19 protein-coding genes, 4 tRNA genes and 1 pseudogene are annotated in these 22,234 nt (G+C 54.4%); 16 read left to right on the forward strand and 8 right to left on the reverse strand.

Annotated features, from left to right (window positions below; all coding sequences use genetic code 11):
- Nucleotides 1–5: 5 nt before the first annotated feature.
- The 12 genes from rfbA (at nt 6) to JO226_RS22625 (ending at nt 9,305) form a co-directional block, all read left to right on the forward strand.
- Entirely contained in the window at nt 6–887 is an 882-nt protein-coding gene (rfbA, locus tag JO226_RS22570; protein ID WP_296407725.1) for a glucose-1-phosphate thymidylyltransferase RfbA, read from the forward strand.
- Nucleotides 865–1,539 (forward strand): dTDP-4-amino-4,6-dideoxy-D-galactose acyltransferase, encoded by a 675-nt coding sequence (gene rffC, locus JO226_RS22575; protein WP_296407727.1) that lies wholly within the window; start codon nt 865–867, stop codon nt 1,537–1,539. The genes rfbA and rffC overlap by 23 nt, the downstream gene beginning before the upstream one ends.
- A gap of 4 nt (nt 1,540–1,543) precedes the next feature.
- Nucleotides 1,544–2,674, forward strand: a complete 1,131-nt coding sequence (rffA, locus tag JO226_RS22580) for a dTDP-4-amino-4,6-dideoxygalactose transaminase (protein ID WP_296407817.1) — start codon at nt 1,544–1,546, stop codon at nt 2,672–2,674.
- A gap of 1 nt (nt 2,675) precedes the next feature.
- Nucleotides 2,676–3,926 carry a lipid III flippase WzxE gene (gene wzxE / locus JO226_RS22585; RefSeq protein ID WP_296407729.1) on the forward strand — a complete coding sequence of 417 codons (1,251 nt, stop codon included), beginning with the start codon at nt 2,676–2,678 and terminating at the stop codon, nt 3,924–3,926.
- Nucleotides 3,923–5,002, forward strand: a complete 1,080-nt coding sequence (locus tag JO226_RS22590; protein WP_296407731.1) for a TDP-N-acetylfucosamine:lipid II N-acetylfucosaminyltransferase — start codon at nt 3,923–3,925, stop codon at nt 5,000–5,002. The genes wzxE and JO226_RS22590 overlap by 4 nt, the downstream gene beginning before the upstream one ends.
- The gene (gene wzyE / locus JO226_RS22595; RefSeq protein WP_296407734.1) at nt 4,999–6,351 is read left to right on the forward strand and encodes an ECA oligosaccharide polymerase; all 1,353 of its coding nucleotides are present in this window, start codon (nt 4,999–5,001) and stop codon (nt 6,349–6,351) included. The genes JO226_RS22590 and wzyE overlap by 4 nt, the downstream gene beginning before the upstream one ends.
- 12 nt (nt 6,352–6,363) lie before the next feature.
- Nucleotides 6,364–7,104 (forward strand): lipopolysaccharide N-acetylmannosaminouronosyltransferase, encoded by a 741-nt coding sequence (gene wecG / locus JO226_RS22600; protein ID WP_296407736.1) that lies wholly within the window; start codon nt 6,364–6,366, stop codon nt 7,102–7,104.
- 269 nt (nt 7,105–7,373) lie between these two features.
- Nucleotides 7,374–8,759, forward strand: a complete 1,386-nt coding sequence (locus JO226_RS22605) for an amino acid permease (protein WP_296407738.1) — start codon at nt 7,374–7,376, stop codon at nt 8,757–8,759.
- A 102-nt stretch (nt 8,760–8,861) separates the two neighbouring features.
- Nucleotides 8,862–8,938: transfer RNA gene (locus tag JO226_RS22610), tRNA-Arg, on the forward strand.
- A 66-nt stretch (nt 8,939–9,004) separates the two neighbouring features.
- Nucleotides 9,005–9,080 (forward strand) — tRNA-His (locus tag JO226_RS22615).
- A 19-nt stretch (nt 9,081–9,099) separates the two neighbouring features.
- Nucleotides 9,100–9,186: transfer RNA gene (locus JO226_RS22620), tRNA-Leu, on the forward strand.
- A gap of 42 nt (nt 9,187–9,228) precedes the next feature.
- Nucleotides 9,229–9,305 (forward strand) — tRNA-Pro (locus JO226_RS22625).
- A gap of 352 nt (nt 9,306–9,657) precedes the next feature.
- Here JO226_RS22625 and JO226_RS22630 read toward each other — a convergent pair.
- From JO226_RS22630 to hemC, 5 genes are all read right to left on the reverse strand, one after another.
- On the reverse strand, nt 9,658–10,866 hold the full coding sequence (locus JO226_RS22630; protein ID WP_296407740.1) for an MFS transporter: 1,209 nt from the start codon (nt 10,864–10,866) through the stop codon (nt 9,658–9,660).
- Between the two features lie 173 nt (nt 10,867–11,039).
- Nucleotides 11,040–12,236: a protoheme IX biogenesis protein HemY gene (hemY, locus tag JO226_RS22635; protein WP_296407742.1), complete on the reverse strand. Its 1,197-nt coding sequence runs from the start codon at nt 12,234–12,236 to the stop codon at nt 11,040–11,042.
- Nucleotides 12,237–12,238: 2 nt separating this feature from the next.
- Nucleotides 12,239–13,429 carry a uroporphyrinogen-III C-methyltransferase gene (gene hemX / locus JO226_RS22640; RefSeq protein ID WP_296407743.1) on the reverse strand — a complete coding sequence of 397 codons (1,191 nt, stop codon included), beginning with the start codon at nt 13,427–13,429 and terminating at the stop codon, nt 12,239–12,241.
- A gap of 40 nt (nt 13,430–13,469) precedes the next feature.
- Nucleotides 13,470–14,210 (reverse strand): uroporphyrinogen-III synthase, encoded by a 741-nt coding sequence (gene hemD / locus JO226_RS22645; protein ID WP_296407744.1) that lies wholly within the window; start codon nt 14,208–14,210, stop codon nt 13,470–13,472.
- Nucleotides 14,207–15,148 carry a hydroxymethylbilane synthase gene (gene hemC, locus JO226_RS22650; RefSeq protein ID WP_296407745.1) on the reverse strand — a complete coding sequence of 314 codons (942 nt, stop codon included), beginning with the start codon at nt 15,146–15,148 and terminating at the stop codon, nt 14,207–14,209. Before hemC ends, hemD begins: the two co-directional genes overlap by 4 nt.
- Before the next feature lie 341 nt (nt 15,149–15,489).
- Between hemC and cyaA the strand changes: the two genes are divergently transcribed.
- A complete protein-coding gene (gene cyaA / locus JO226_RS22655) occupies nt 15,490–18,036 on the forward strand; it encodes a class I adenylate cyclase (RefSeq protein WP_296407748.1) in 2,547 nt (848 codons plus the stop codon).
- Between the two features lie 363 nt (nt 18,037–18,399).
- On the opposite strand, the gene JO226_RS22660 is transcribed toward cyaA, so the two are convergent.
- The gene (locus JO226_RS22660) at nt 18,400–19,326 is read right to left on the reverse strand and encodes a LysR family transcriptional regulator (protein WP_296407749.1); all 927 of its coding nucleotides are present in this window, start codon (nt 19,324–19,326) and stop codon (nt 18,400–18,402) included.
- Nucleotides 19,327–19,464: 138 nt separating this feature from the next.
- Here JO226_RS22660 and JO226_RS22665 point away from each other — a divergent pair, with 138 nt between their 5' ends.
- Nucleotides 19,465–20,307, forward strand: a complete 843-nt coding sequence (locus tag JO226_RS22665) for a type 1 glutamine amidotransferase domain-containing protein (RefSeq protein WP_296407750.1) — start codon at nt 19,465–19,467, stop codon at nt 20,305–20,307.
- Between the two features lie 73 nt (nt 20,308–20,380).
- Here JO226_RS22665 and JO226_RS22670 read toward each other — a convergent pair.
- Nucleotides 20,381–20,646: pseudogene (locus JO226_RS22670) on the reverse strand (transposase); the annotation flags it as partial.
- An 83-nt stretch (nt 20,647–20,729) separates the two neighbouring features.
- Between JO226_RS22670 and JO226_RS22675 the strand changes: the two are divergent.
- Nucleotides 20,730–20,924: a transposase domain-containing protein gene (locus JO226_RS22675; protein ID WP_296407751.1), complete on the forward strand. Its 195-nt coding sequence runs from the start codon at nt 20,730–20,732 to the stop codon at nt 20,922–20,924.
- Nucleotides 20,925–21,564: 640 nt separating this feature from the next.
- On the opposite strand, the gene cyaY is transcribed toward JO226_RS22675, so the two are convergent.
- Nucleotides 21,565–21,885 carry an iron donor protein CyaY gene (cyaY, locus tag JO226_RS22680; protein WP_296407752.1) on the reverse strand — a complete coding sequence of 107 codons (321 nt, stop codon included), beginning with the start codon at nt 21,883–21,885 and terminating at the stop codon, nt 21,565–21,567.
- A gap of 110 nt (nt 21,886–21,995) precedes the next feature.
- Between cyaY and JO226_RS22685 the strand changes: the two genes are divergently transcribed.
- Complete coding sequence (locus tag JO226_RS22685) at nt 21,996–22,199, forward strand: lipoprotein (protein ID WP_296407754.1); 204 nt, start codon at nt 21,996–21,998, stop codon at nt 22,197–22,199.
- Nucleotides 22,200–22,234 lie beyond the last annotated feature (35 nt).

Genomic DNA, 22,234 nt, shown 5'->3' on the forward strand with positions numbered 1-22,234 from the left:
AGCAAATGAAAGGCATCATTTTGGCGGGAGGATCAGGGACCCGGTTGCATCCCATCACGCGCGGTGTGTCAAAACAACTGCTGCCGATTTATGACAAACCCATGATTTATTATCCCCTGTCGGTATTAATGCTGGCAGGGATCCGCGAGATTTTAATCATCACAACCCCAGAGGATAAAAACTATTTTCAGCGCTTGCTGGGTGATGGTTCTGAGTTTGGTATTTCTCTTCATTACGCTGAGCAACCGAGTCCGGATGGATTGGCACAGGCATTTATCATCGGTGAAACATTTTTGTCCGGGGAACCTACTTGTCTGGTGTTAGGGGATAACATTTTCTTCGGGCAAGGCTTTAGTCCAAAGTTACGAAGTGTGGCATCAAGGACATCCGGCGCCACGGTATTTGGCTATCAGGTGATGGATCCAGAACGTTTCGGCGTCGTTGAGTTTGATGATAATTTCCAGGCAATTTCGCTGGAAGAGAAGCCAAAGCAACCAAAATCTAACTGGGCCGTTACAGGATTATATTTCTACGACAATAACGTTGTGGAGTACGCGAAGCGAGTCAAGCCTTCTGAACGAGGTGAACTGGAAATTACCTCAATCAACCAGATGTATCTTGATGAAGGGGCTTTAACAGTCGAACTGCTTGGCCGTGGTTTTGCCTGGCTTGATACCGGAACTCACGATAGTTTGATTGAAGCAAGCATGTTTGTTCAGACTGTGGAAAAGCGTCAAGGCTTTAAAATCGCTTGTCTGGAAGAAATTGCCTGGCGTAATGGCTGGTTGGATGATGAGGGCGTGAAGCGTGCCGCAAGTCAACTGGTTAAAACGGGGTACGGTCAATATTTGCTGGAGTTACTCCGTGCTCGTCCTCGCCAATATTGAACCACTGAGCTGGGAAAACCAGTTCTTTGCGACTAACAGCAGCATCCTGCGTTTTGCGGAGCATGCGCCGGTGGTGACGCCAGAGGCGCTGTCGCCCTGGGCTCGGGTGCAGGCCAAAATCCCCGCCTCGCAGGTGGAACAACTTGATGCGCTACAGCATCTCGGGTTCCAGTTGGTCGAAGGTGAAGCCGATCTGGCCCTGCCGGTCAGGGAGCGCGGCGACACGCGGGCAGAGGTTGCGACAGCGCGGGATATCCCGCAGCTGCGCGAACTGGCTGCCAGGGCCTTTGCGCTCAGCCGTTTCCGTGCGCCCTGGTATGCCGATGACGCCAGCGGGCGCTTCTACGCGCAGTGGATTGAAAATGCCGTACGCGGCACCTTTGATCACGAGTGTCTGGTGTTTCGCGATGCGGCGGGCGATATCACCGCCTTTGTTTCGCTGCGTCAACTGGCGTGCGACGAAGCGCGTATCGGCCTGCTCGCCGGGCGCGGCGCGGGCGAAGCGCTGATGAATGCGGCGGTAGGTTGGGCGCACCAGCGAGGGCTTTCAACGCTGCGTGTGGCGACCCAGATGAGCAATACCGCCGCACTTAAACGTTACATTCAAAGCGGGGCGAATATCGTCAGCACCGCTTACTGGCTATACAGGTGACATGATGATCCCATTTAACGCACCGCCGGTGGTAGGCACCGAACTCGACTACATGCAGTCTGCAATGGGCAGCGGCAAGCTCTGCGGCGATGGCGGTTTTACGCGCCGCTGTCAGCAGTGGATGGAGCAGCGTTTCGGCAGCGCCAAGGTGCTTCTGACGCCGTCCTGTACCGCCTCGCTGGAGATGGCGGCGCTGCTGCTGGATATTCAGCCTGGCGATGAAGTGATCATGCCGAGCTACACCTTTGTTTCAACCGCCAATGCGTTTGTGCTGCGCGGGGCGAAGATTGTGTTTGTCGATATCCGCCGCGACACCATGAATATCGACGAAACGCTGATTGAAGCAGCGATCACCGACAAAACCCGGGTCATTGTACCGGTGCACTACGCGGGTGTGGCCTGCGAGATGGACGCCATTATGGCAATCGCCGATAAATACAACCTGTTTGTGGTGGAAGATGCCGCGCAGGGTGTGATGTCGACCTGGAAAGGACAGGCGCTGGGGACGATTGGCCATATCGGCTGCTATAGCTTCCACGAGACCAAAAATTACACTGCGGGCGGTGAAGGCGGCGCGACGTTGATTAACGATCCCGCGCTGGTGGAGCGTGCGGAAGTGATCCGTGAAAAGGGCACCAACCGCAGCCAGTTCTTCCGCGGGCAGGTCGATAAATACACCTGGCGCGATATCGGCTCCAGTTACTTGATGGCGGATCTGCAGGCGGCATACCTGTGGGCGCAGCTGGAAGCCGCGGACCGGATTAACCAACAGCGCGTGACGCTCTGGAATACCTATTATCAGGCGCTGAAACCGCTGGCGGATGCCGGACGCATCGAACTGCCGACCATCCCGGCGGGCTGCGAACACAATGCCCATATGTTCTATATCAAGCTGCGCGATAACGACGATCGCAGCGCGCTGATTAACTGGCTGAAAGAAGCCGAGATTCTGGCGGTATTCCACTATATCCCGCTGCATGCGTCTCCGGCGGGGGCAACCTTCGGCTATTTCCACGGCGAAGATCGCTATACGACGCAGGAAAGTGAGCGCCTGCTTCGCCTGCCGCTGTTCTACAACCTGTCGCCGGTGAACCAGCGTACGGTAATCAACTCGCTTCTGAGTTATTTCTCCTGATATGTCGTTGGCTAAAGCTTCAGTGTGGACGGCCGCGTCCACACTGGTCAAAATTGGCGCGGGCCTGCTGGTCGTAAAGCTGCTGGCGGTCTCGTATGGTCCGGCGGGCGTCGGTCAGGCGGGCAACTTCCGCCAACTGGTCACCGTGCTCGGTGTACTGGCCGGGGCCGGTATCTTCAACGGCGTTACCAAGTTCGTCGCCCAGTACCACGATTCACCGGAGCGCCTGCGCAGCGTGGTCGGGACATCGTCGGCGATGGTGCTCGGCTTTTCGACCCTGCTGGCGCTGATTTTTGTGCTGGCGGCGGCGCCCATCAGCCAGGGGCTGTTTGGTCATACCCACTATCAGGGACTGGTGCGGCTGGTGGCGCTGGTGCAAATGAGCATCGCCTGGGCGAACCTGCTACTGGCGCTGCTGAAAGGATTTCGCGATGCGTCGGGAAACGCGCTGGTGCTGATTGCCGGTAGCGTTATCGGCGTGACGGCGTATTTTCTCTGCTACCGTCTTGGCGGTTATGAAGGCGCGCTGCTCGGGCTGGCGCTGGTGCCGGCGCTGGTGGTGATTCCGGCCGCCATTATGCTGGCGAAGCGCAACGTTATTCCGCTGGCGTACCTCAGACTTCGCTGGGACGGCTGGATTGCGGGCCAGTTGGGTAAATTTACCCTGATGGCGCTGATCACCTCGGTGACGTTGCCGGTGGCCTACGTGATGATGCGTAACCTGCTGGCGGCGCATTACAGCTGGGATGAGGTCGGGATCTGGCAAGGGGTCAGCAGTATCTCTGACGCCTATCTGCAGTTTATCACCGCTTCATTTAGCGTCTATTTGCTGCCCACGCTGTCACGGTTAACCGCCAAAGCCGATATTACGCGCGAGATTGCGAAATCGCTCAGGTTTGTCCTGCCTGCGGTGGCGGCAGCGAGCCTGACGGTATGGCTTCTGCGCGATTTCGCCATCTGGCTGCTGTTCTCCGCAAAATTTACCGCCATGCGCGATCTCTTCGCCTGGCAGCTGGTTGGGGATGTACTGAAAGTGGGCGCTTACGTTTATGGCTATCTGGTTATCGCCAAAGCGTCGCTGCGCTTCTATATTTTGACGGAAATTAGCCAGTTCGCGCTGCTTACGGCGTTTTCGCACTGGCTTATCCCCGCGCACGGCGCCGTTGGCGCCGCGCAGGCCTATATGGCAACTTACATTGTTTATTTCACGCTCTGTAGCGGCGTGTTTTTGATCTGGCGTAAACGGGCATGACTGCACTGATACATGTACTGGGATCGGATATCCCGCACCACAACCGCACCGTTCTGCGGTTTTTTAATGATGAACTGGCGGCCTCCGGCGAGCACGCCCGGCAGTTTATGGTGGTGGGTAAAGAAGATGGACTTTGCGCCGAGAATCCGCTGCTGTCCCTGACGTTCTGGGAGAGTAAAAAGGCGCTGGCGCAGGCGGTTATCGCCCAGGCGAAAGCCTGCCGCTCACAGCGTTTTTTCTTCCACGGCCAGTTCAACACCGGTCTGTGGTTGGCGCTGCTGCTGGGCGGTATTAAACCCGAACAGTTCAACTGGCACATTTGGGGCGCGGACCTCTATGAAGTCTCTCGCGGCCTGAAATTCCGTCTGTTTTATCCGCTGCGCCGTCTGGCGCAGGGACGGGCAGGCTGCGTATTTGCCACCCGTGGCGATCTGACCTTGTTTGCCCGCCTGCATCCGAAGGTGCGCGGCGAGCTGCTCTATTTCCCGACGCGAATGGACCCGACGCTGAATACGGCGGCGCCATCTGACCATCGCGACGGTAAGATGACCATTCTGGTCGGCAATTCCGGCGATCGCAGCAATGACCATATTGCCGCGCTGAAGGCGATTCATCAGCAGTTTGGCGATACTGCCACCGTGGTGGTGCCGATGGGATATCCGGCGAACAACGAGGCGTACATCAATGAGGTACGCCTGGCCGCGCAGGCGCTATTTTCCCCGGAAAATCTGCAAATCCTCAGCGAAAACCTGGCGTTCGAGGATTATCTGGCGCTGCTGCGTCGTTGCTCCCTCGGCTATTTCCTGTTCCCTCGCCAGCAGGGGATCGGCACGCTGTGCCTGCTGATTCAGATGGGGATCCCCTGCGTGCTCAACCGGGATAACCCGTTCTGGCAGGATATGGTGGAGCAGCATATTCCCGTATTGTTTACTTCTGATACGCTTAATGAAGCCGTGGTGCGTGAAGCGCAGCGCCAGCTGGCCTGCGTGGATAAAAGCCAGATCGCTTTTTTCCGCCCGAACTATCTGAAACCCTGGCATCGTGCGCTGCGCGTTGCGGCAGGAGAGGCATTATGAGCCTGATGGCGTTTACGGGTCTGTTTGCGGTGTGGCTGCTGGCGTCGCTGTTTATCGCGACGTTAACCTGGTTTGAGTTCCGGCGCGTACGTTTTAACTTCAACGTCTTCTTCTCGCTGTTGTTCTTACTGACGTTCTTTTTCGGTTTTCCGCTGTCCATGACGCTGGTGTTCCGTTTTGATGTCGGGGTTGCACCGCCGGATATTTTGCTGCAGGCGCTGCTCTCCGCGGTCTGTTTTTACGCTATCTACTACGTTGCCTACAAAACGCGGTTGCGTCCGGCCTCCGTGCAAACGGCCCGCCGCCCGTTGTTTACCATGAACCGGGTGGAAACCCATCTGATGTGGTTTATGCTGGCGTTTATCGCGCTGCTTTGCGTCAGCGTTTTCTTTATGCGCAACGGGTTCCTGCTGTTTAAACTGCACTCCTACAGCCAGATCTTTTCCAGTGATGTCTCCGGCGTAGCGCTTAAGCGCTTCTTCTACTTTTTTATTCCGGCGATGCTGGTGGTTTACTTTCTGCGTCAGGACTACAAGGCATGGCTGTTCTTCCTTGTGAGCACCGTCGCGTTTGGCCTGCTGACCTATGTCATTGTCGGCGGCACGCGCGCCAACATTATTATCGCGTTCGCCATCTTCTTGTTTATCGGCATTATTCGCGGTTGGATCTCGCTATGGATGCTGGCGGCGGCGGGTGTGTTGGGTATTGTGGGCATGTTTTGGCTGGCGCTAAAACGCTATGGCCTGAACGTCAGCGGCGACGAGGCGTTTTATACCTTCTTGTACCTGACGCGGGATACCTTTTCGCCCTGGGAAAACCTGGCGCTGTTGCTGCAAAATTACGACAAGATCGATTTTCAGGGGCTGGCACCCATCGTGCGTGATTTCTATGTCTTTATTCCCAGCTGGCTGTGGCCGGACAGGCCGGGCATGGTGCTGAACACCGCCAACTACTTCACCTGGGAAGTGCTGAACAACCACTCCGGGCTGGCGATTTCACCCACGCTGATTGGTTCGCTGTTGGTGATGGGCGGCGTCTGGTTTATTCCTCTGGGCGCCGTGGCGGTAGGGTTTATCATTAAGTGGTTTGACTGGTTGTATACTTTAGGCAACCAGGAAACGAATCGCTATAAAGCGGCGGTTCTGCACAGTTTCTGCTTCGGCGCTATTTTCAATATGATTGTCCTGGCGCGCGAAGGGCTGGATTCGTTTGTATCACGCGTGGTCTTCTTTTTGGTGATATTTGGTCTCTGTCTGCTGATGGCCAAACTGCTGTACTGGTTGCTCGATAGCGCCGGGCTGGTTCACACACGGGAACCCAGAGCCTCAAGGACGCTGTCGCAAGTCTGACTAAGGATAATAATGACTGACAATACTTCTGCGCCGTTGTATGACCTGCGCGGTCTGAGATTAATCGGCTGGCGGGATATGCAGCATGCGCTGGATTACCTTTGCGCGGATGGCTCGATGAAATACGGCACGTTGGTGGCCATCAACGCCGAAAAAATACTGACCATTGAAGATAATGCGGAAGTCAGGCAGCTCATCGAGGCGGCGGAATTTAAATATGCCGATGGGATAAGCGTCGTCCGTTCTGTACGTAAAAAGTATCCTGATGCTAATGTTTCCCGCGTCGCCGGGGCCGATCTCTGGGAGGCACTGATGGCGCGCGCTGGCGCTGACGGCACCCCGGTATTTCTAGTGGGCGGTAAACCGGAGGTGCTCGCGCAAACCGCGCAGAAGCTGCGGACACAGTGGAACGTGAATATCGTCGGCAGCCAGGACGGCTATTTCAAACCGCAGGCGCGGCAGGCGGTGTTTGAACATATTCGCGACAGCGGCGCAAAAATCATCACCGTGGCAATGGGCTCGCCAAAGCAGGAAATCTTTATGCGCGATTGCCGTGCAGTACATCCGCAGGCGCTGTATATGGGGGTAGGCGGTACCTATGATGTCTTTACCGGCCATGTGAAGCGGGCGCCGAAAGTCTGGCAGGATCTGGGGCTCGAATGGCTGTACCGCCTGGTGTCGCAGCCCAGCCGCATTACCCGTCAGGTGCGTCTTTTGCGTTACCTTGGCTGGCACTACACCGGTCGTCTTTAATTTCTCCTTTGCAGCGCAATATGCTATTTGCGCTGCATCTTGCCGCAATAACTGCTGCATTCTTGGGCAATATATTCATTTTTTTAACGCGTCGTTTGCCATTTTATAGATTTTAAGAAACCATCTGCTCACCCATTGCAGTGCCGCGGCGTTTTTTTCGCCAGTCGTCAACGTAGACGACCGATGTCGCATGGGCTGCGGTGGCAACATCTTTACCCAAAATAATAACCGGCAAAGACCGGAACCATAGCAAACACAACCGAGGATTTATGGCAGAGAAAAAACCGGAGCTTCAGCGTGGGCTGGAAGCTCGTCATATCGAACTTATCGCCCTTGGCGGTACGATCGGCGTTGGCCTGTTTATGGGCTCCGCCAGTACGCTAAAATGGGCGGGGCCGTCCGTGTTGCTGGCCTATATTATCGCCGGGCTGTTCGTCTTCTTCATTATGCGTTCGATGGGTGAAATGCTGTTCCTGGAGCCTGTTACCGGCTCCTTCGCCGTGTATGCGCATCGTTACATGAGCCCGTTCTTTGGCTATCTTACCGCATGGTCGTACTGGTTTATGTGGATGGCGGTCGGTATCTCGGAAATTACCGCGATAGGCGTCTATGTTCAGTTCTGGTTCCCGGAGATGGCGCAATGGATACCCGCGCTCATCGCCGTCGGACTGGTGGCCGTTGCTAACCTCGCCGCCGTGCGTCTGTACGGTGAGATAGAGTTTTGGTTCGCGATGATTAAAGTCACTACCATTATCGTGATGATTATCGTTGGCCTGGGCGTGATTTTCTTCGGCTTCGGCAACGGGGGGCAGTCGATTGGCTTTGGCAACCTGACCGAACATGGCGGCTTCTTCGCGGGCGGCTGGAAAGGCTTTCTGACGGCGCTGTGCATCGTGGTGGCGTCTTACCAGGGCGTTGAGCTTATCGGCATCACCGCCGGTGAAGCGAAGAACCCGCAGGTGACGCTGCGCAGCGCGGTAGGCAAAGTGTTGTGGCGTATCCTGATTTTCTATGTCGGGGCTATTTTCGTCATCGTCACTCTCTTCCCGTGGAATGAGATTGGCAGCAACGGCAGCCCGTTCGTCCTGACGTTTGCCAAAATCGGAATTACCGCGGCGGCAGGGGTCATCAACTTTGTGGTGCTGACGGCCGCGCTTTCCGGTTGCAACAGCGGCATGTACAGCTGTGGACGCATGCTGTACGCGTTGTCAAATAACCGCCAGCTTCCGGCATTGGTCGGTAAAGTGTCCCGCGCAGGCGTACCGGTCGCGGGGGTGGCCATCTCTATCGCCATTCTGCTGGTCGGCTCATGCCTGAACTACATTATCCCGAACCCGCAGCGCGTGTTCGTGTATGTGTACAGCGCCAGCGTGCTGCCGGGCATGGTGCCGTGGTTCGTTATCCTGATTAGCCAGCTGCGTTTTCGCCAGGCGCATAAAAAGGCGATTGCCTGCCATCCGTTCCGCTCCGTGTTGTTCCCGTGGGCGAATTATTTGACGATGGCGTTCCTGATCTGTGTTTTGATCGGGATGTATTTTAATGGGGATACCCGCATGTCGCTGTTTGTCGGGGCCATCTTCCTTGCGGCCGTGACGGCGGGATACTCGCTTTTTGGTCCTGGTCGCCATGCCGCCGCCCAAAAGGTGGAGGAATAAGCGACAAAATGCGCAAAGCATAACCAAACACGCATTTTCTTTAAAAAAGCACTAGACAGCGGGGCGTGACGTCCGTATTATCCACCCCCGCAACGGCGCTAAGCGCCCGTAGCTCAGCTGGATAGAGCGCTGCCCTCCGGAGGCAGAGGTCTCAGGTTCGAATCCTGTCGGGCGCGCCATTTTGTCCCGGCGCTTGAGCTGCGGTGGTCTGTGAAGTTGGCAGGGCCGCGTGAAAGAATACAGTGGTGGCTATAGCTCAGTTGGTAGAGCCCTGGATTGTGATTCCAGTTGTCGTGGGTTCGAATCCCATTAGCCACCCCATTATTTAGAGTTGTGAAATGCGAAGGTGGCGGAATTGGTAGACGCGCTAGCTTCAGGTGTTAGTGTTCTTACGGACGTGGGGGTTCAAGTCCCCCCCCTCGCACCACGGCTCAAAGAATTGAACTAAAAATTCAAAAAAGCAGTACATCGGCGAGTAGCGCAGCTTGGTAGCGCAACTGGTTTGGGACCAGTGGGTCGGAGGTTCGAATCCTCTCTCGCCGACCAATTTTGAACCCCGCTTAGGCGGGGTTTTTTGTTTTCTCCCTCCCGGCTTCGTCGCTATGAAGCGACACCTCCTTTATTCCTAAAAACAACAATATCTCTGGATTCAGGGGTACAACCCCCACGACCAATGTGCGATAATAATCGGGTAGATGCTCATTCCATCTCTTATGTTCGCTTTCGGGCCTCATAAACTCAGGAATGATGCAGAGCCGTTTACGGTGCTTATCGTCCACTGACAGATGTCGCTTCGGCCTCATCAGACACCATGGACATAACGTTGAGTGAAGCACCCTTTTGTTGTCAAAACAGACCTGTTTTAACGCCTGCTCTTGAGCAGGCGTTTTTTTATGGGTTATGCCCTGTAGCGGGCCAGCAGTAGGGTGACCAGTGCGAACGCCGTCGCGCAAACCATATAGAGCGTCTGGATCGCGCCAAACCGTGCGGCCAACAGTACGGTGACCCCAGTTGCCAGCGCTGCGCTGAGCGTCTGCCAGCGTCCGGTCCTGGCGCTGGCTGATGCAACCTCTGTCGCGGAGAAGTGGTGCAGTACGCTGAAGGTGCCGAGTGCGAACACGACGTTGGAGGCGAGGTGTGCGATAAAGATGAGCAGCAGCGCGGCAACTGTCGTGCCGCCGGTGAGTGGTAGCACCCCATAGGCGCCAAGGAAAACCAGCAGGCATCCGAGCAGCAGCCGGTTACGTTTTGCGTATCCGGCAAGGCGATCGCCGTTGAGCAGCAGAGGGCCGAACAGCTGCCCCAGGCTGCGGCTAAACAACAGCGGCAGCGCGAGGCCGGTTGCATCATCGGGATTTAACTGCTGCGCCAACGCGGGCAGCAGCGCCATTGCTGGCGATCCGACCGCCGCCAGCGCCGGGAGCAGCAGCAGGCTACGCTTTTGTACCTTACTGAGCGTCGCCCATGCCAGCCCTCTGACTACAGGCGTCACCGGGGCCGATACCGCACCTTCAGGAAACCGTCGGCAGGCCAGCCACAGCAATCCCAATGAGAGCAGAAAGCTCAACACATCAATGCCCAGCAGCGCAAACGGCGAAACTCGGTCGAAAAGCAGCACGCCAATACCCGTGCCGAGTAGCACCTGCGACGCGAAGATCAGGCTCTCCATGGCGGTGGCGGCGGGCAGCTCGTCGTTGCGTAACCCTTGCTTAAAGATGAGCGCCAGCGCAGGCCAGGTGATGCCCCCCAGCAGCGCCTCAACGGATTGCATCATCAGAAGCGCAGGGATGCTCTGATGCTGCAGACCAAACCAGGGAATAAGCAGCGCCAGCATTCCGGCGGCTTCGGCTACCATTAGCACCGACAGCGGCGCAACCCTTCGACACAGCGTTTCCCCCAGCAGGCTACCGATAAATCCCGGCACCGTGGCGAAAAGCCAGGCGAGGGTGAGTAACGCAGGTGACGCCTGCCACTGCAGAAGCTGGCCGAACACCACAACTTGCGTCAGACCATTGCCTAATGACGACCAGATAAACGCCGCCGCCAGTAGCCGCAGCCAGGCATGGCAACGCAGCGCGCGTAATAGCGCGAACAGCAAAAAATTCATGAGAGATTATCTCCAGCAATAACATACCCACGCGCAGCGCGCGTAACGGAAAAACGATGAGGTGCTGGAGATAGCGTTACATTGGCGGGTTAAGTATCCGTCTCTAAGGGGAAAAATAAATCTAGCACAGGGAAGACGAAAAGAGAAAGGGGCCTTTTGGCCCCTTCATGATGTTACGCGGATGGGTTATTTTGCAGCGTCAGCAGCAGGCCGTCGCGGCGCATCGCAGCGGCTTCTTCTGGCTGGTGCAGCCTGTCCAGCGCATCGGCAAGCCAGGCATAATCAAACGCGTCAGGACGCTGTTTCAGCGCCGCGCGGAAGGCGAGGGCCGCCTCCTGCCATTCGCCGTGCTTCATCAGCGATTGTCCGAGCGTGCTCCACAGCAGCGGGCGGTCGCCCACGGTTTTAATCTGCTGACGCAGCACTTTTTCCAACTGCTCCGGGTTATTGGTTTTGAGACGCGGAATTGGTGCCAGCAGGCGATCGTCATAGTGGCGCTTCAGACCGTCGATAACGATCTGCTGGGCGGTGTTATGATCGTCACATTCGATGAGATGCTCCGCCATGGCGACCTGCAGCGCGACGTCGTGGCGTGTTTTGCGGCTCTGGTTTTTCCACCAGTTACGCAGTCCTTCGCTACCCTGATCGGCGCGCGCCTTATCCATCAGCCCAATCCAGGCTTGCTGTTCCAGCGCCGCGCGGTGGGCATCGTCGGCGACATTGGCTTTGGCCATTGACGGGATAATATCGAGGATCGAACTCCAGGCGCCGGTGCGGGTATAGGCCTGCCCGGCAAGACGCAGCGCTTCCGGATGGCGTGGCGCTATCTCCAGCAGCTTATCAACGCCGTGGCGCGCAGCGTGGTTTTCATTGCGCGCCAGCTGCAGGCGTACCCGGGTTATCTCTACCGGAATCAGGTCATTACCGGCGATTTCCGCCGCGCGCTCCAGGTGCTGGTTGGCGCGAGCTTCGTCACCGCGTTGTTGCGCGGCTTCGGCGGCGAGCAGATAGTTGACTACCGGCTGTTCGGCGTGGTCGGCATTTTTCGACATCAGCTTCTCGACCTGCTGATAGTCGCCTTCTGCCAGCTTAAGCAGCGCCTGTTCGGTTTGTTTACGCGCGCGACGACGCTTACGGCCGACAAACCAGCCGCGAGTGTGGGCGCCGGTACGGAAGAGGCGGCGTAAGACCCACTCGATGGCGAACAGGACGGCCATGGCGAGGATCATAATGATCACAAGGCCAGTGACGCTGGTTTCAATGTTATAGGCATCGGTTTGGATCAGCACATAACCCTGGTGGCCCGCGATCATGGGGCCGACCACGATCCCGGCGATCAGCAGTGCAAAGAGCAACAATACTTTCAACATGCTTATTCTCCTTGCGGCGCGGCCGGCGCTTCAGATGGCGCGGGTGCGGGTGCAGGCGCGACGGTTGTCGGCGCTGCCGCAGGCGCAGGTTGCGCCAGCAAGTTACGCACGCGAGTCTGCATCAGTTTTTCCAGAATTTGCTGGCTCTGCAGGGTTTCCGGTACGTTCATGTTGATGCTCTGCTGGCTGAGTTTATCCACTTCATCCAGGAAGGCTTTGGTCGTGGCGTCCTCGGTGTCGTAGTAAGCGCGCACCCAGGTAGAGACGTTATCCAGCGCCTGTTTGTAGGTTTCTTCCTGATGGCGGGGAACGGCCTGAGCCGCGACCAGCAGGCGGGAGCGGATATTCTCGCGCAGGTAGATGTCCTGATTCGGCGCCAGCAGGGGAACGGCGGTTTCATCACGGCGACGGATAGTGATAAAGCTGTCCATAAAGTTCTGCCAGCTCTTTTGCAGGTTCACGCGCCATTCGCTAATGGAACTTGAAAGCTCGTTGCTGTCCGAATCCATCGGCGCATCATCGTCGTTGTTGTCCGCCAGACGCAGATTATCAATCTGGTTCGACAGCTGATTGACCTTCAGGATAATACCGTCGTAATCCACCTGGGATACCGACGACAAGCTGGCGATGTCGTCAGTGATGGCGCGACGGGCGTTGATAAGGCTGGGATCGTTCATGTCCGCCAGGCTGGCGTCGGCGCTTTTCAGCAGCGCGGCGGCGGTGGTGACGTCCTGATCGCTCCACAGCTTGCGTCCGGCCAGTTTGACCAGAAAATCCGCCTGTGCGAGCAGCCAGGTTTTGGCATCACTGCCGGAAATTGTGGCGACTTTCTGCTGGATTTCACCGAGCTGTTTGCTCAGGGCGTCCTGCTGGCGTTTGGCATCGGCAAGCTGCTCCGCCTGCTGCTTAATCACGCCTTCCAGTTCGTTTTTCTGCGTTTCCTGCGCCTTTTGCAGGGCGGTGACCTGATTAACCAGCACGTCGTTGGCGGTGGTTTGATTGACGCCTTGCTGCTTCATCAGACTATACAGACCAACGCCCGCAGCCAGCGCAATGGCGATGGCGACAGCGCTCAGGACAAGGCTGGTTTTATTGCTGCCGTTTTTTTTCTCAGCATGTTCCTGCTGTGGCGAAGTGTCCACGGCTTCCCTGGTCTCTTCAACCACGGCGGAGTTGTCTTTTTGTTCCGTCATTATGGCTTCCAATTATGAGAGTTATATATACCCAAATAACTTAGGGTATAGCACGCAGCAGCGCGTCGTTGTCGGCGCTATCAGCCACCTGAATATCCTTCCAGCCCAACTCGCGGGCCAGACGGGCGAGCCGCTCGCTGACGACCACCATTTTGCACTCCAACAACCAGCGTTCGCGATACCACGGCGGGATCAGCGACCAGAGTTGTTGTAACATTTCCCCGCTGGTGGTGACCAGCGTCGTCACCCCGCGCGCTTGCCAGCGCATGGCTTCTTCTGCGCCGTCATAGTGTCGTGGAGTACGTTGATAACATTCACAAAACGTCACATCGGCGCCGCGGGCGCTCAGCGTATCGCCCAGCAGTTCCCGTCCGCCGTTGCCGCGCAGAATCAGCGCCTTTTTGCCCGTAATATTTTGTAATTCAGGTAATTGTAGCAAGACTTCGCTGATTTCCCGATCCAAAGGATAACGAACGTCGATGCCGCTGACGGTATGCAGCGCCAGCGCGGTGGTGCGTCCGATGGCGAAGTAGCCAGGCTGCGACGGCCAGCGCTGACCGGACTGCTGCAACTGCCCGTGGGCGAAGTCGACGGCATGCTGCGACAGGGCGAACAATAAATCGCCTGCGCCCAGCGCGGACATCGCCTGCGTGAGGCCGGGAAGGTCGCGGCCGGGGGTAAATTCAATAAGCGGAAAGCTCCAGGCCTCTCGCCCCAGCGCCTGCAGACGGCGGACCAGTTCTTCTCCTTGTGGAGAGGGGCGAGTGACCAGAATACTCATTGCGGGGCTTCTCCGTTATACACGTCAGCGAGGATCTCGCGCGCGCCATTGTTGAGCAGTTCTTCGGCAAGCGATACGCCAAGGCGATCTGCCTCTTCCGGCTTGCCGCGGCGCTCTCCGAGCACCATACGGCTGCCGTCCGGAGCGCCAACCAGCGCGCGCAGCCACAGCTCACCGTCGTGTAATTCAGCATAGCTACCAATAGGCACCTGACAACCGCCCTCCAGGCGGGTATTCATGGCGCGCTCTGCGCCGACGCGGACCGCGGTTTCCGGATGGTTCAGCGGTGCCAGCAGGGCGCGCGTGACGTCATCATCCAGTCGGCACTCGATGCCGACTGCGCCCTGGCCGACGGCGGGCAGCGACTGTTCTGGCGACAGAGCCTGGCGAACACGCGATTCAAGGCCAAGTCGTTTCAGACCGGCGACAGCCAGGATAATGGCGTCGTAGTCGCCGTTATCGAGTTTGCTCAGGCGCGTGCCGACGTTGCCGCGCAGAGAGCGGATCACGAGGTCCGGGCGCTGTGCGGCCAGCTGGCACTGGCGGCGTAAACTTGATGTGCCAACGATGCTGCCGACAGGCAGCGCATCTAAGGAGGCATACTGATTTGAGACAAACGCATCGCGAGGGTCTTCGCGTTCGCAGATGGTCGTCAGGCCGAGTCCATGCGGGAACTCGACCGGCACATCCTTCATCGAGTGAACGGCGATGTCGGCGCGATGCTCAAGCAACGCCAGCTCCAGTTCTTTGACAAACAGCCCTTTTCCACCCACTTTGGCCAGCGGAGTATCAAGGATGACATCACCGCGGGTGACCATGGGAACCAGTTCAACCTGTAGCCCCGGGTGACACGCGACCAGGCGGTCTTTGACATAATGTGCCTGCCATAGCGCCAGGGGGCTTTGCCGGGTGGCAATTCTTAAAACTTTGTCTAACATGCTTGTTACCGTCATTATCGTCTACTAAGCATCCTAACATTGTTGCCATAAGGATGTTAGTTTTCACCGATTTCCGAATTTTGCATAAAAAAGCGGGACGAGCCGTATTAAGGAATTTACACGTTGCAAACGGTGCTAGACTTGTATGTAGCGCATCTTTCTTTACGGTCAAACCGCAAGGTGTTAAATTGATCACGTTTTAGACCATTTGTTCGTCACTACTACGCTAACTATCTCTGACGACAAACGGGAACGGTTCTTGTTGAAATACTGAAAACCCCTATCTCATGCGCACCTGTGGCCTGGACGATACGGCGGTTTTGAACATCAGGCGATATGTCTTGTACCTCTATATTGAGACACTGAAACAGAGACTGGATGCCATTAATCAATTGCGTGTGGATCGCGCACTTGCTGCCATGGGGCCTGCTTTTCAGCAGGTCTACAGTCTACTGCCGACATTACTGCACTATCATCATCCGCTGATGCCGGGTTACCTTGATGGTAACGTTCCCAAAGGCATTTGCCTCTACACGCCTGATGAAACCCAACGCCACTACCTCGACGAACTTGAGCTGCATCGCGGCATGCCGCCGCAGGAGACCGCTAAAGGGGAACTGCCGATCACCGGCGTGTACTCCATGGGCAGCACCTCCTCGGTCGGGCAAAGCTGCTCTTCCGACCTCGACATCTGGGTCTGCCACCAGGCATGGCTGGATAACGAAGAGCGTCAACTGCTGCAACGTAAGTGCAACCTGCTGGAAAGCTGGGCGGCATCGCTGGGCGTTGAAGTCAGCTTCTTTCTGATCGACGAAAACCGTTTCCGCCATAACGAAAGCGGCAGCCTTGGGGGTGAGGACTGCGGTTCCACTCAGCATATCCTGCTGCTTGATGAGTTTTACCGTACCGCTGTGCGCTTGGCCGGGAAACGTATTCTGTGGAATATGGTGCCGTGCGAGGAAGAAGAGCATTACGACGATTATGTCATGACGCTTTACGCGCAGGGCGTACTGACGCCAAACGAATGGCTGGATCTCGGCGGGCTTAGCTCGCTGTCGGCGGAGGAGTACTTCGGCGCCAGCCTGTGGCAACTGTATAAAAGCATCGACTCTCCGTATAAGGCGGTGCTGAAAACGCTGCTGCTCGAAGCCTATTCCTGGGAATACCCCAACACGCATCTGCTGGCGAAAGACATCAAACAGCGCCTGCACGACGGCGAAATTGTGTCGTTTGGTCTCGATCCTTACTGCATGATGCTTGAACGCGTTACCACCTACCTGAAGGCGATTGATGACGACACGCGCCTTGACCTCGTACGCCGCTGTTTCTACCTCAAGGTCTGTGAAAAACTGAGCCGCGAGCGCGCCTGCGTCGGCTGGCGTCGCGAAGTCGTGGGGCAACTGGTGAAAGAGTGGGGCTGGAGCGAAGAGCGCCTCGCCATGCTGGATAACCGGGCGAACTGGAAAATCGATGAGGTGCGTAAAGCGCATAACGAACTGCTCGACGCGATGATGCAGAGCTATCGTAACCTTATCCGCTTCGCGCGTCGTAACAACCTGAGCGTATCGGCAAGCCCGCAGGATATTGGCGTGCTGACCCGTAAGCTGTATGCCGCGTTTGAGGCGCTGCCGGGTAAAGTGACGCTGGTGAACCCGCAGATTTCCCCGGACCTGTCCGAGCCGAATCTGACGTTTATCTACGTGCCGCCGGGACGCGCCAACCGTACGGGCTGGTATCTGTACAACCGCGCGCCGAAGATGGAGACTATCGTCAGCCATCAGCCGCTGGAATATAACCGTTATCTTAATAAGTTGGTGGCCTGGGCCTGGTTTAACGGCCTACTGACCTCGCGCACTCGCCTGTTTATTAAGGGCAACGGTATTGCCGACCTGGCAAAACTGCAGGAGATGGTGGCGGATGTGTCTCACCACTTCCCGCTGCGTCTGCCGGCGCCGACGCCGAAAGCGCTGTACAGCCCGTGTGAAATTCGCCATCTGGCGATCATCGTCAACCTGGAATATGACCCGACGGCGGCGTTCCGTAATCAGGTCGTTCATTTCGATTTCCGCAAGCTGGACGTCTTCAGCTTTGGCGAAGAGCAGAATTGCCTGGTCGGCAGCGTTGACCTGCTGTACCGCAACTCGTGGAACGAAGTGCGTACTCTGCACTTCAACGGCGAACAGGCGATGATCGAAGCGCTGAAAACGATCCTCGGCAAAATGCACCAGGATGCCGCGCCGCCGGACAGCGTCGAAGTCTTCTGTTACAGCCAGCACCTGCGCGGCCTGATCCGCACCCGCGTGCAGCAGCTGGTTTCCGAATGCGTCGAGCTGCGTCTTTCCAGTACCCGCCAGGAAACCGGGCGCTTTAAAGCACTGCGGGTCGCCGGGCAAACCTGGGGACTGTTCTTCGAACGTCTGAACGTCTCAGTGCAGAAGCTGGAAAACGCCATCGAGTTTTACGGCGCGATTTCGCATAACAAACTGCACGGCTTGTCGGTACAGGTCGAGACCAACCAGGTACAGTTGCCGCAGGTGGTGGACGGATTCGCCAGCGAAGGGATCATCCAGTTCTTCTTTGAAGACACCAGCGATGACAACGGCTTTAACATCTATATTCTCGATGAAAGCAACCGCGCTGAGGTGTATCACCACTGTGAGGGGAGTAAAGAGGAGCTGGTGCGCGACGTCAGCCGTTTTTATTCGTCATCGCACGATCGCTTCACCTACGGCTCAAGCTTTATTAACTTCAACCTGCCGCAGTTCTATCAGATTGTGAAAACCGATGGCCGCGCCCAGGTGATTCCTTTCCGTACCCAGGCGATTAGCGCAGCCGTTCCGGCAAACCAGGAAGTGACTGCCCCCCTGCTGCAGCAGTATCTCTCTTAGCATTATCGGTCTTGATAGACCTTGGCATCATCCATAAAATCGAAATATATACTCTGGTTCAGTTCTTCAGAAGTGGATAGTGTGAATTGTTACGCACAGGCAAGCGTAGTTATAACGCAGAATAACTTGGGAAAATACAAATCAATAGCAAAATTAATCAATTGTACGGCTTCGCACTCCCGCGCTGTTGTCAGTGCTTTTACCCAAGCTCTCTGAATAGATATTTTTTGGACATGTCTGCAGCATGAACTTTGTAATTATCACATGTCTATCAGCTAAGGATAGTATGAATGTTAATATATCGGCCGAATTATCCATAAGCATCCAGTAAAATTTTTTATCTATAATTCTATATTCTTAATGTCATAAATTAGCATTTATTTCTTTTATTTCTTTCTTTAAAAAATCAACGAATGCTTTAACTCTCGCTGATAGATGTCTATTTTGAGGGTAGAGTATTGAAAATTGCCTTGTTCGGCCTGAGTAATTCTTCAAAACTTCCACTAATTTCCCACGGTAAGATGATGATTCAGCAATAAAATGATATGTTTGAAATAATCCGCCATTTGATACAGCCCAGTTTACCGTACCTAAAACATCATCAGATACGCTATAACAACTTTTAATTGGCATATCAATATCATTACCCCTCTCGTCTTTAAAAACCCATGGCCTGGGTTTACCTGTGCTGGGTAGTATAAATGTAATGCAGTTGTGATTACAAATATCATCTAAAGTAACAGGTTCCCCCCATTTTTTAAGATAATCTGGTGAGGCAAAAATTCCTAGTGTAGCGTCTTCAAGTTTATGTGCGATGAGTCTAGAATCCTTAGGTTTCCCTAATCGGATTGCCAGGTCGAATCCGTCATCAACAAAGTCTATAACTCTATTTGATATACTAATTTCGAGTTCAATCTGTGGATATTGTGACTGAAACTTTGAAATTAAGGGTAAAAGTCGATGATGTGCGTAAGGAGTACCAACACTTATGCGCAAATTTCCGCTCAGAACTTTTTGTGTGCCCGTAATCAAGCGTTCTACTTCAGCGATCTGTTCCAGTGCTTGCTGGCATTGCCTACGGTAAATTTCACCTTCAGTTGTAAGTCTGATGTGCCGGGTAGTTCTGGCAAACAGCCGAACACCCAATCTCGACTCAAGTCTGCTTATCGAGCGACTGATTGACGCTGGCGTTAAGCCTAAAACTTCAGCTGCCGAACTAAAACTGTGAAGTTCTGCTGCTTTACAAAAGATTTCTATACTGCCTAATTGTACTGGATCGAAGCTTCTCATTTATTCATTCGTGTAATAAGTGAATTGTGATAATGATACTTTATTATCTTTTACTATTGCAATAGAGTCTGCCTAACGGCGATTAGCTGGTTTCAATCTGTTGCACACGAATCTCCAATATTGAAAAGATAGGTAAAAATGAAAAATACATTAAGAAAAATTGTAACGATTGCTCTCTTAGCAGTTAGCGCAACATCTGTTGCTGCAACGAAAGGGGAGGTGTTAGTTTTGCTTTCAAGTGAAACAGAATTACCTCTACAGAACGGTAAAACCTTTCCATCTGGTTACTATTTAAATGAATTTGGTGTGCCAGCAGATGCGCTCATTCGTGCAGGTTATCACCTCACTATTGTAACCCCAAAGGGTAATCAACCTCAGCCAGATAAACGTTCCATTAAGCCAGTATACTTTGGCGGAAATGTTAAAGAAATGGATAGGATACAAAAGGTTGTAAATGGTATAACACAACCTGGAAATATAAAATCCCTCAAGTCAGTTATTTCTAATGGATTGGACCGTTATGACGCAATTTTTATTCCAGGCGGCCATGCTCCATTAATTGATCTTTCAAATAATCCAGAAGTAGGTACGTTGCTTCGTTATTTCCATAAAAATAGTAAGCCGACAGCGGCTATTTGTCATGGTCCAATAACCCTACTTGCTGCTCAAGATGATCCAAAAGGGTATGAAAATGGATTAGTTTCAAAACAAAACATCGGTGCAGATAATTGGATTTATAACGGATATAAAATGACTATTTTTGCTGATGATGAAGAGAAAGCATTCGAATCTTCCTTGAACGGCGATAAACTTCGTTATTACCCAGCTAAAGCAATGGAACTCGCAGGTGGATCAATGATTTTCTCACCGGCATGGCAACCAAATGTAGTTGTTGACCGTGAATTGATCACTGGCCAAAACCCTTACTCAGATCATCTTATTGCTTCAGAATTACTGAAAGCACTTAATACACGTAAATAATTTAATAGCTAAAGGATAAAGGTAGAATATGTCATCTAAAGTATTAATGATTGTCACATCCAGGCAGTGTCCCTTAATTGCATAATCTTTTGTAAAACAGTCTGATGCAACCCAGTTTTACCATCGCCAGATAATTTCTCGCTGTTTTGTCGTAGCGTGTGGCGATGCGACGGTATTCTTTCAGGCGACCAAAGCAACGTTCAACAACGTTGCGATTGCGGTAGGCATCATGATTGAGCTGTGAACGACCATCCGTCGCCATTTTCTCATTTGATTTGCGGGGATGACAGTTTTTATACCTTTGTTTTTCAGTTCGTTACGTAAAGCATGTCCGGAGTATAATGCCGATCGTTTAAGGGTACTTGAACGATCCAGCCAGTGAGAGACAATCCGGGATCAGCCCTCTGATTCCGGATTTTTTTATGTCTGAGCACAATGCTTTTTCCCGCTCGCTTGATCCTGCATGGATCCATCAGGCACTCACGGTCTGTAACAAGGCCAGCATTCGCCGCCGCCTCCCTGCTGAGCAGGCTGTCTGGCTTGTCCTGATGATGGGATTGCTCCGCGATTTGTCCATTAGATGTCTGCCATTACCTGGATGTCGTTCTTCAGCCTGATGAAGGCTATCAGAGCCTGGTACACAGCGTTCTTACCGCTGGCCCATCGTCTGTCAATGCTGCTTTTTTCCTTGAGTGGCAACAGGCTGGGACTCTGACTCACTGGCTGACACTGGTAAAAAGTAAGCATCGTTATAAAGTTATCGAACACTACAGCGATTATGACATGCTGATTGAGATTCCGGTTTCTCCGCAGGCGCGCAGGGCAGCCCAAAACAGGCCAAGCCATTTGGCATCAATGGACGGTTTCTCCGCAGGCGCGCAGGGCAGCCCCCCATTTGCCATCAGTATGGAGGGCAAGAATGGTGAGTTATGTCAGCGGCAGCAATAAAGGGAAATTGAGCTGGGTTACGGAGAGCTGAAACAGCGGCAATTAAAGGGTGAGGTCACGCTGAGAAGTCGTTTTCCGGAAGGTGTGAAGCAGGAGTGGTGGGGGGAGCCTGGTGGCCTACAGTGTTGGGCGCCGCGTTTACCTGGCTGGGCGATAAACTGTAGCTGTATATTATGAAGAGCAAAAATGACCAGCAATCCCAATCCGCGAGACTGGCACAATGGGAAGTGCCTGTCGCGTATGGCGATCGGGTATCGGCAGGAGCGTTACCCGATCAGATGTTCTGTCTTGCCGACGAGTAATGCTTTATTAACGAAAACGTACCGCTTCGCCGGCCTGTTGGCTGGCGGCGTGTTCCAGCAGATCCCAGAAGGTTTCGCCGCTGCGATCGCAGACCCACGTATCACCTTTGAGACTGAAGTGGTAGCCGCCCTGGCGGGTCGCCAGCCATACCTGATGCAGCGGCTCCTGGCGATTGATAATGATTTTGCTGCCGTTTTCGAAGCTTAAGGTCAGCACGCCGCCGTTAATCTCACAATCAATGTCGCTGTCGCCGTCCCAGTCATCCAGACGCTCTTCAATGGTGAGCCACAGGGCGTCGGCAAGGCGATGAAATTCACTGTCGTTCATTTTTATTTCCCATTATTGCGTGATGGCGGCAGTATAACGCTAAACGCTTGCTTTTACGTCTTCTCCTGCGATGATAGAAAGCAGAAAGCATCAACTACAGGCACTTTAGAATGAAGAACGTTTTTCGACCTTTGGTCATGTTGACTGTGCTCTTTACCCTTGCCGGTTGTGGTTTGAAGGGGCCGCTTTATTTTCCGCCAGCGGACAAGACGGCGCCTCCGCCGACGAAACCGGTCAATCCGGGGACGCAAAGCGCGGAACCAAGCCGCAACGATCGTGGCGATACGGGTGGACCATCACAGGTCAATTATTAATACTGAGCCGCTGTTTCTGCGTGTATGGAGTTGAT

This window comes from Pluralibacter sp., from assembly GCF_019237635.1.
Lineage (GTDB): Bacteria > Pseudomonadota > Gammaproteobacteria > Enterobacterales > Enterobacteriaceae > Enterobacter_B.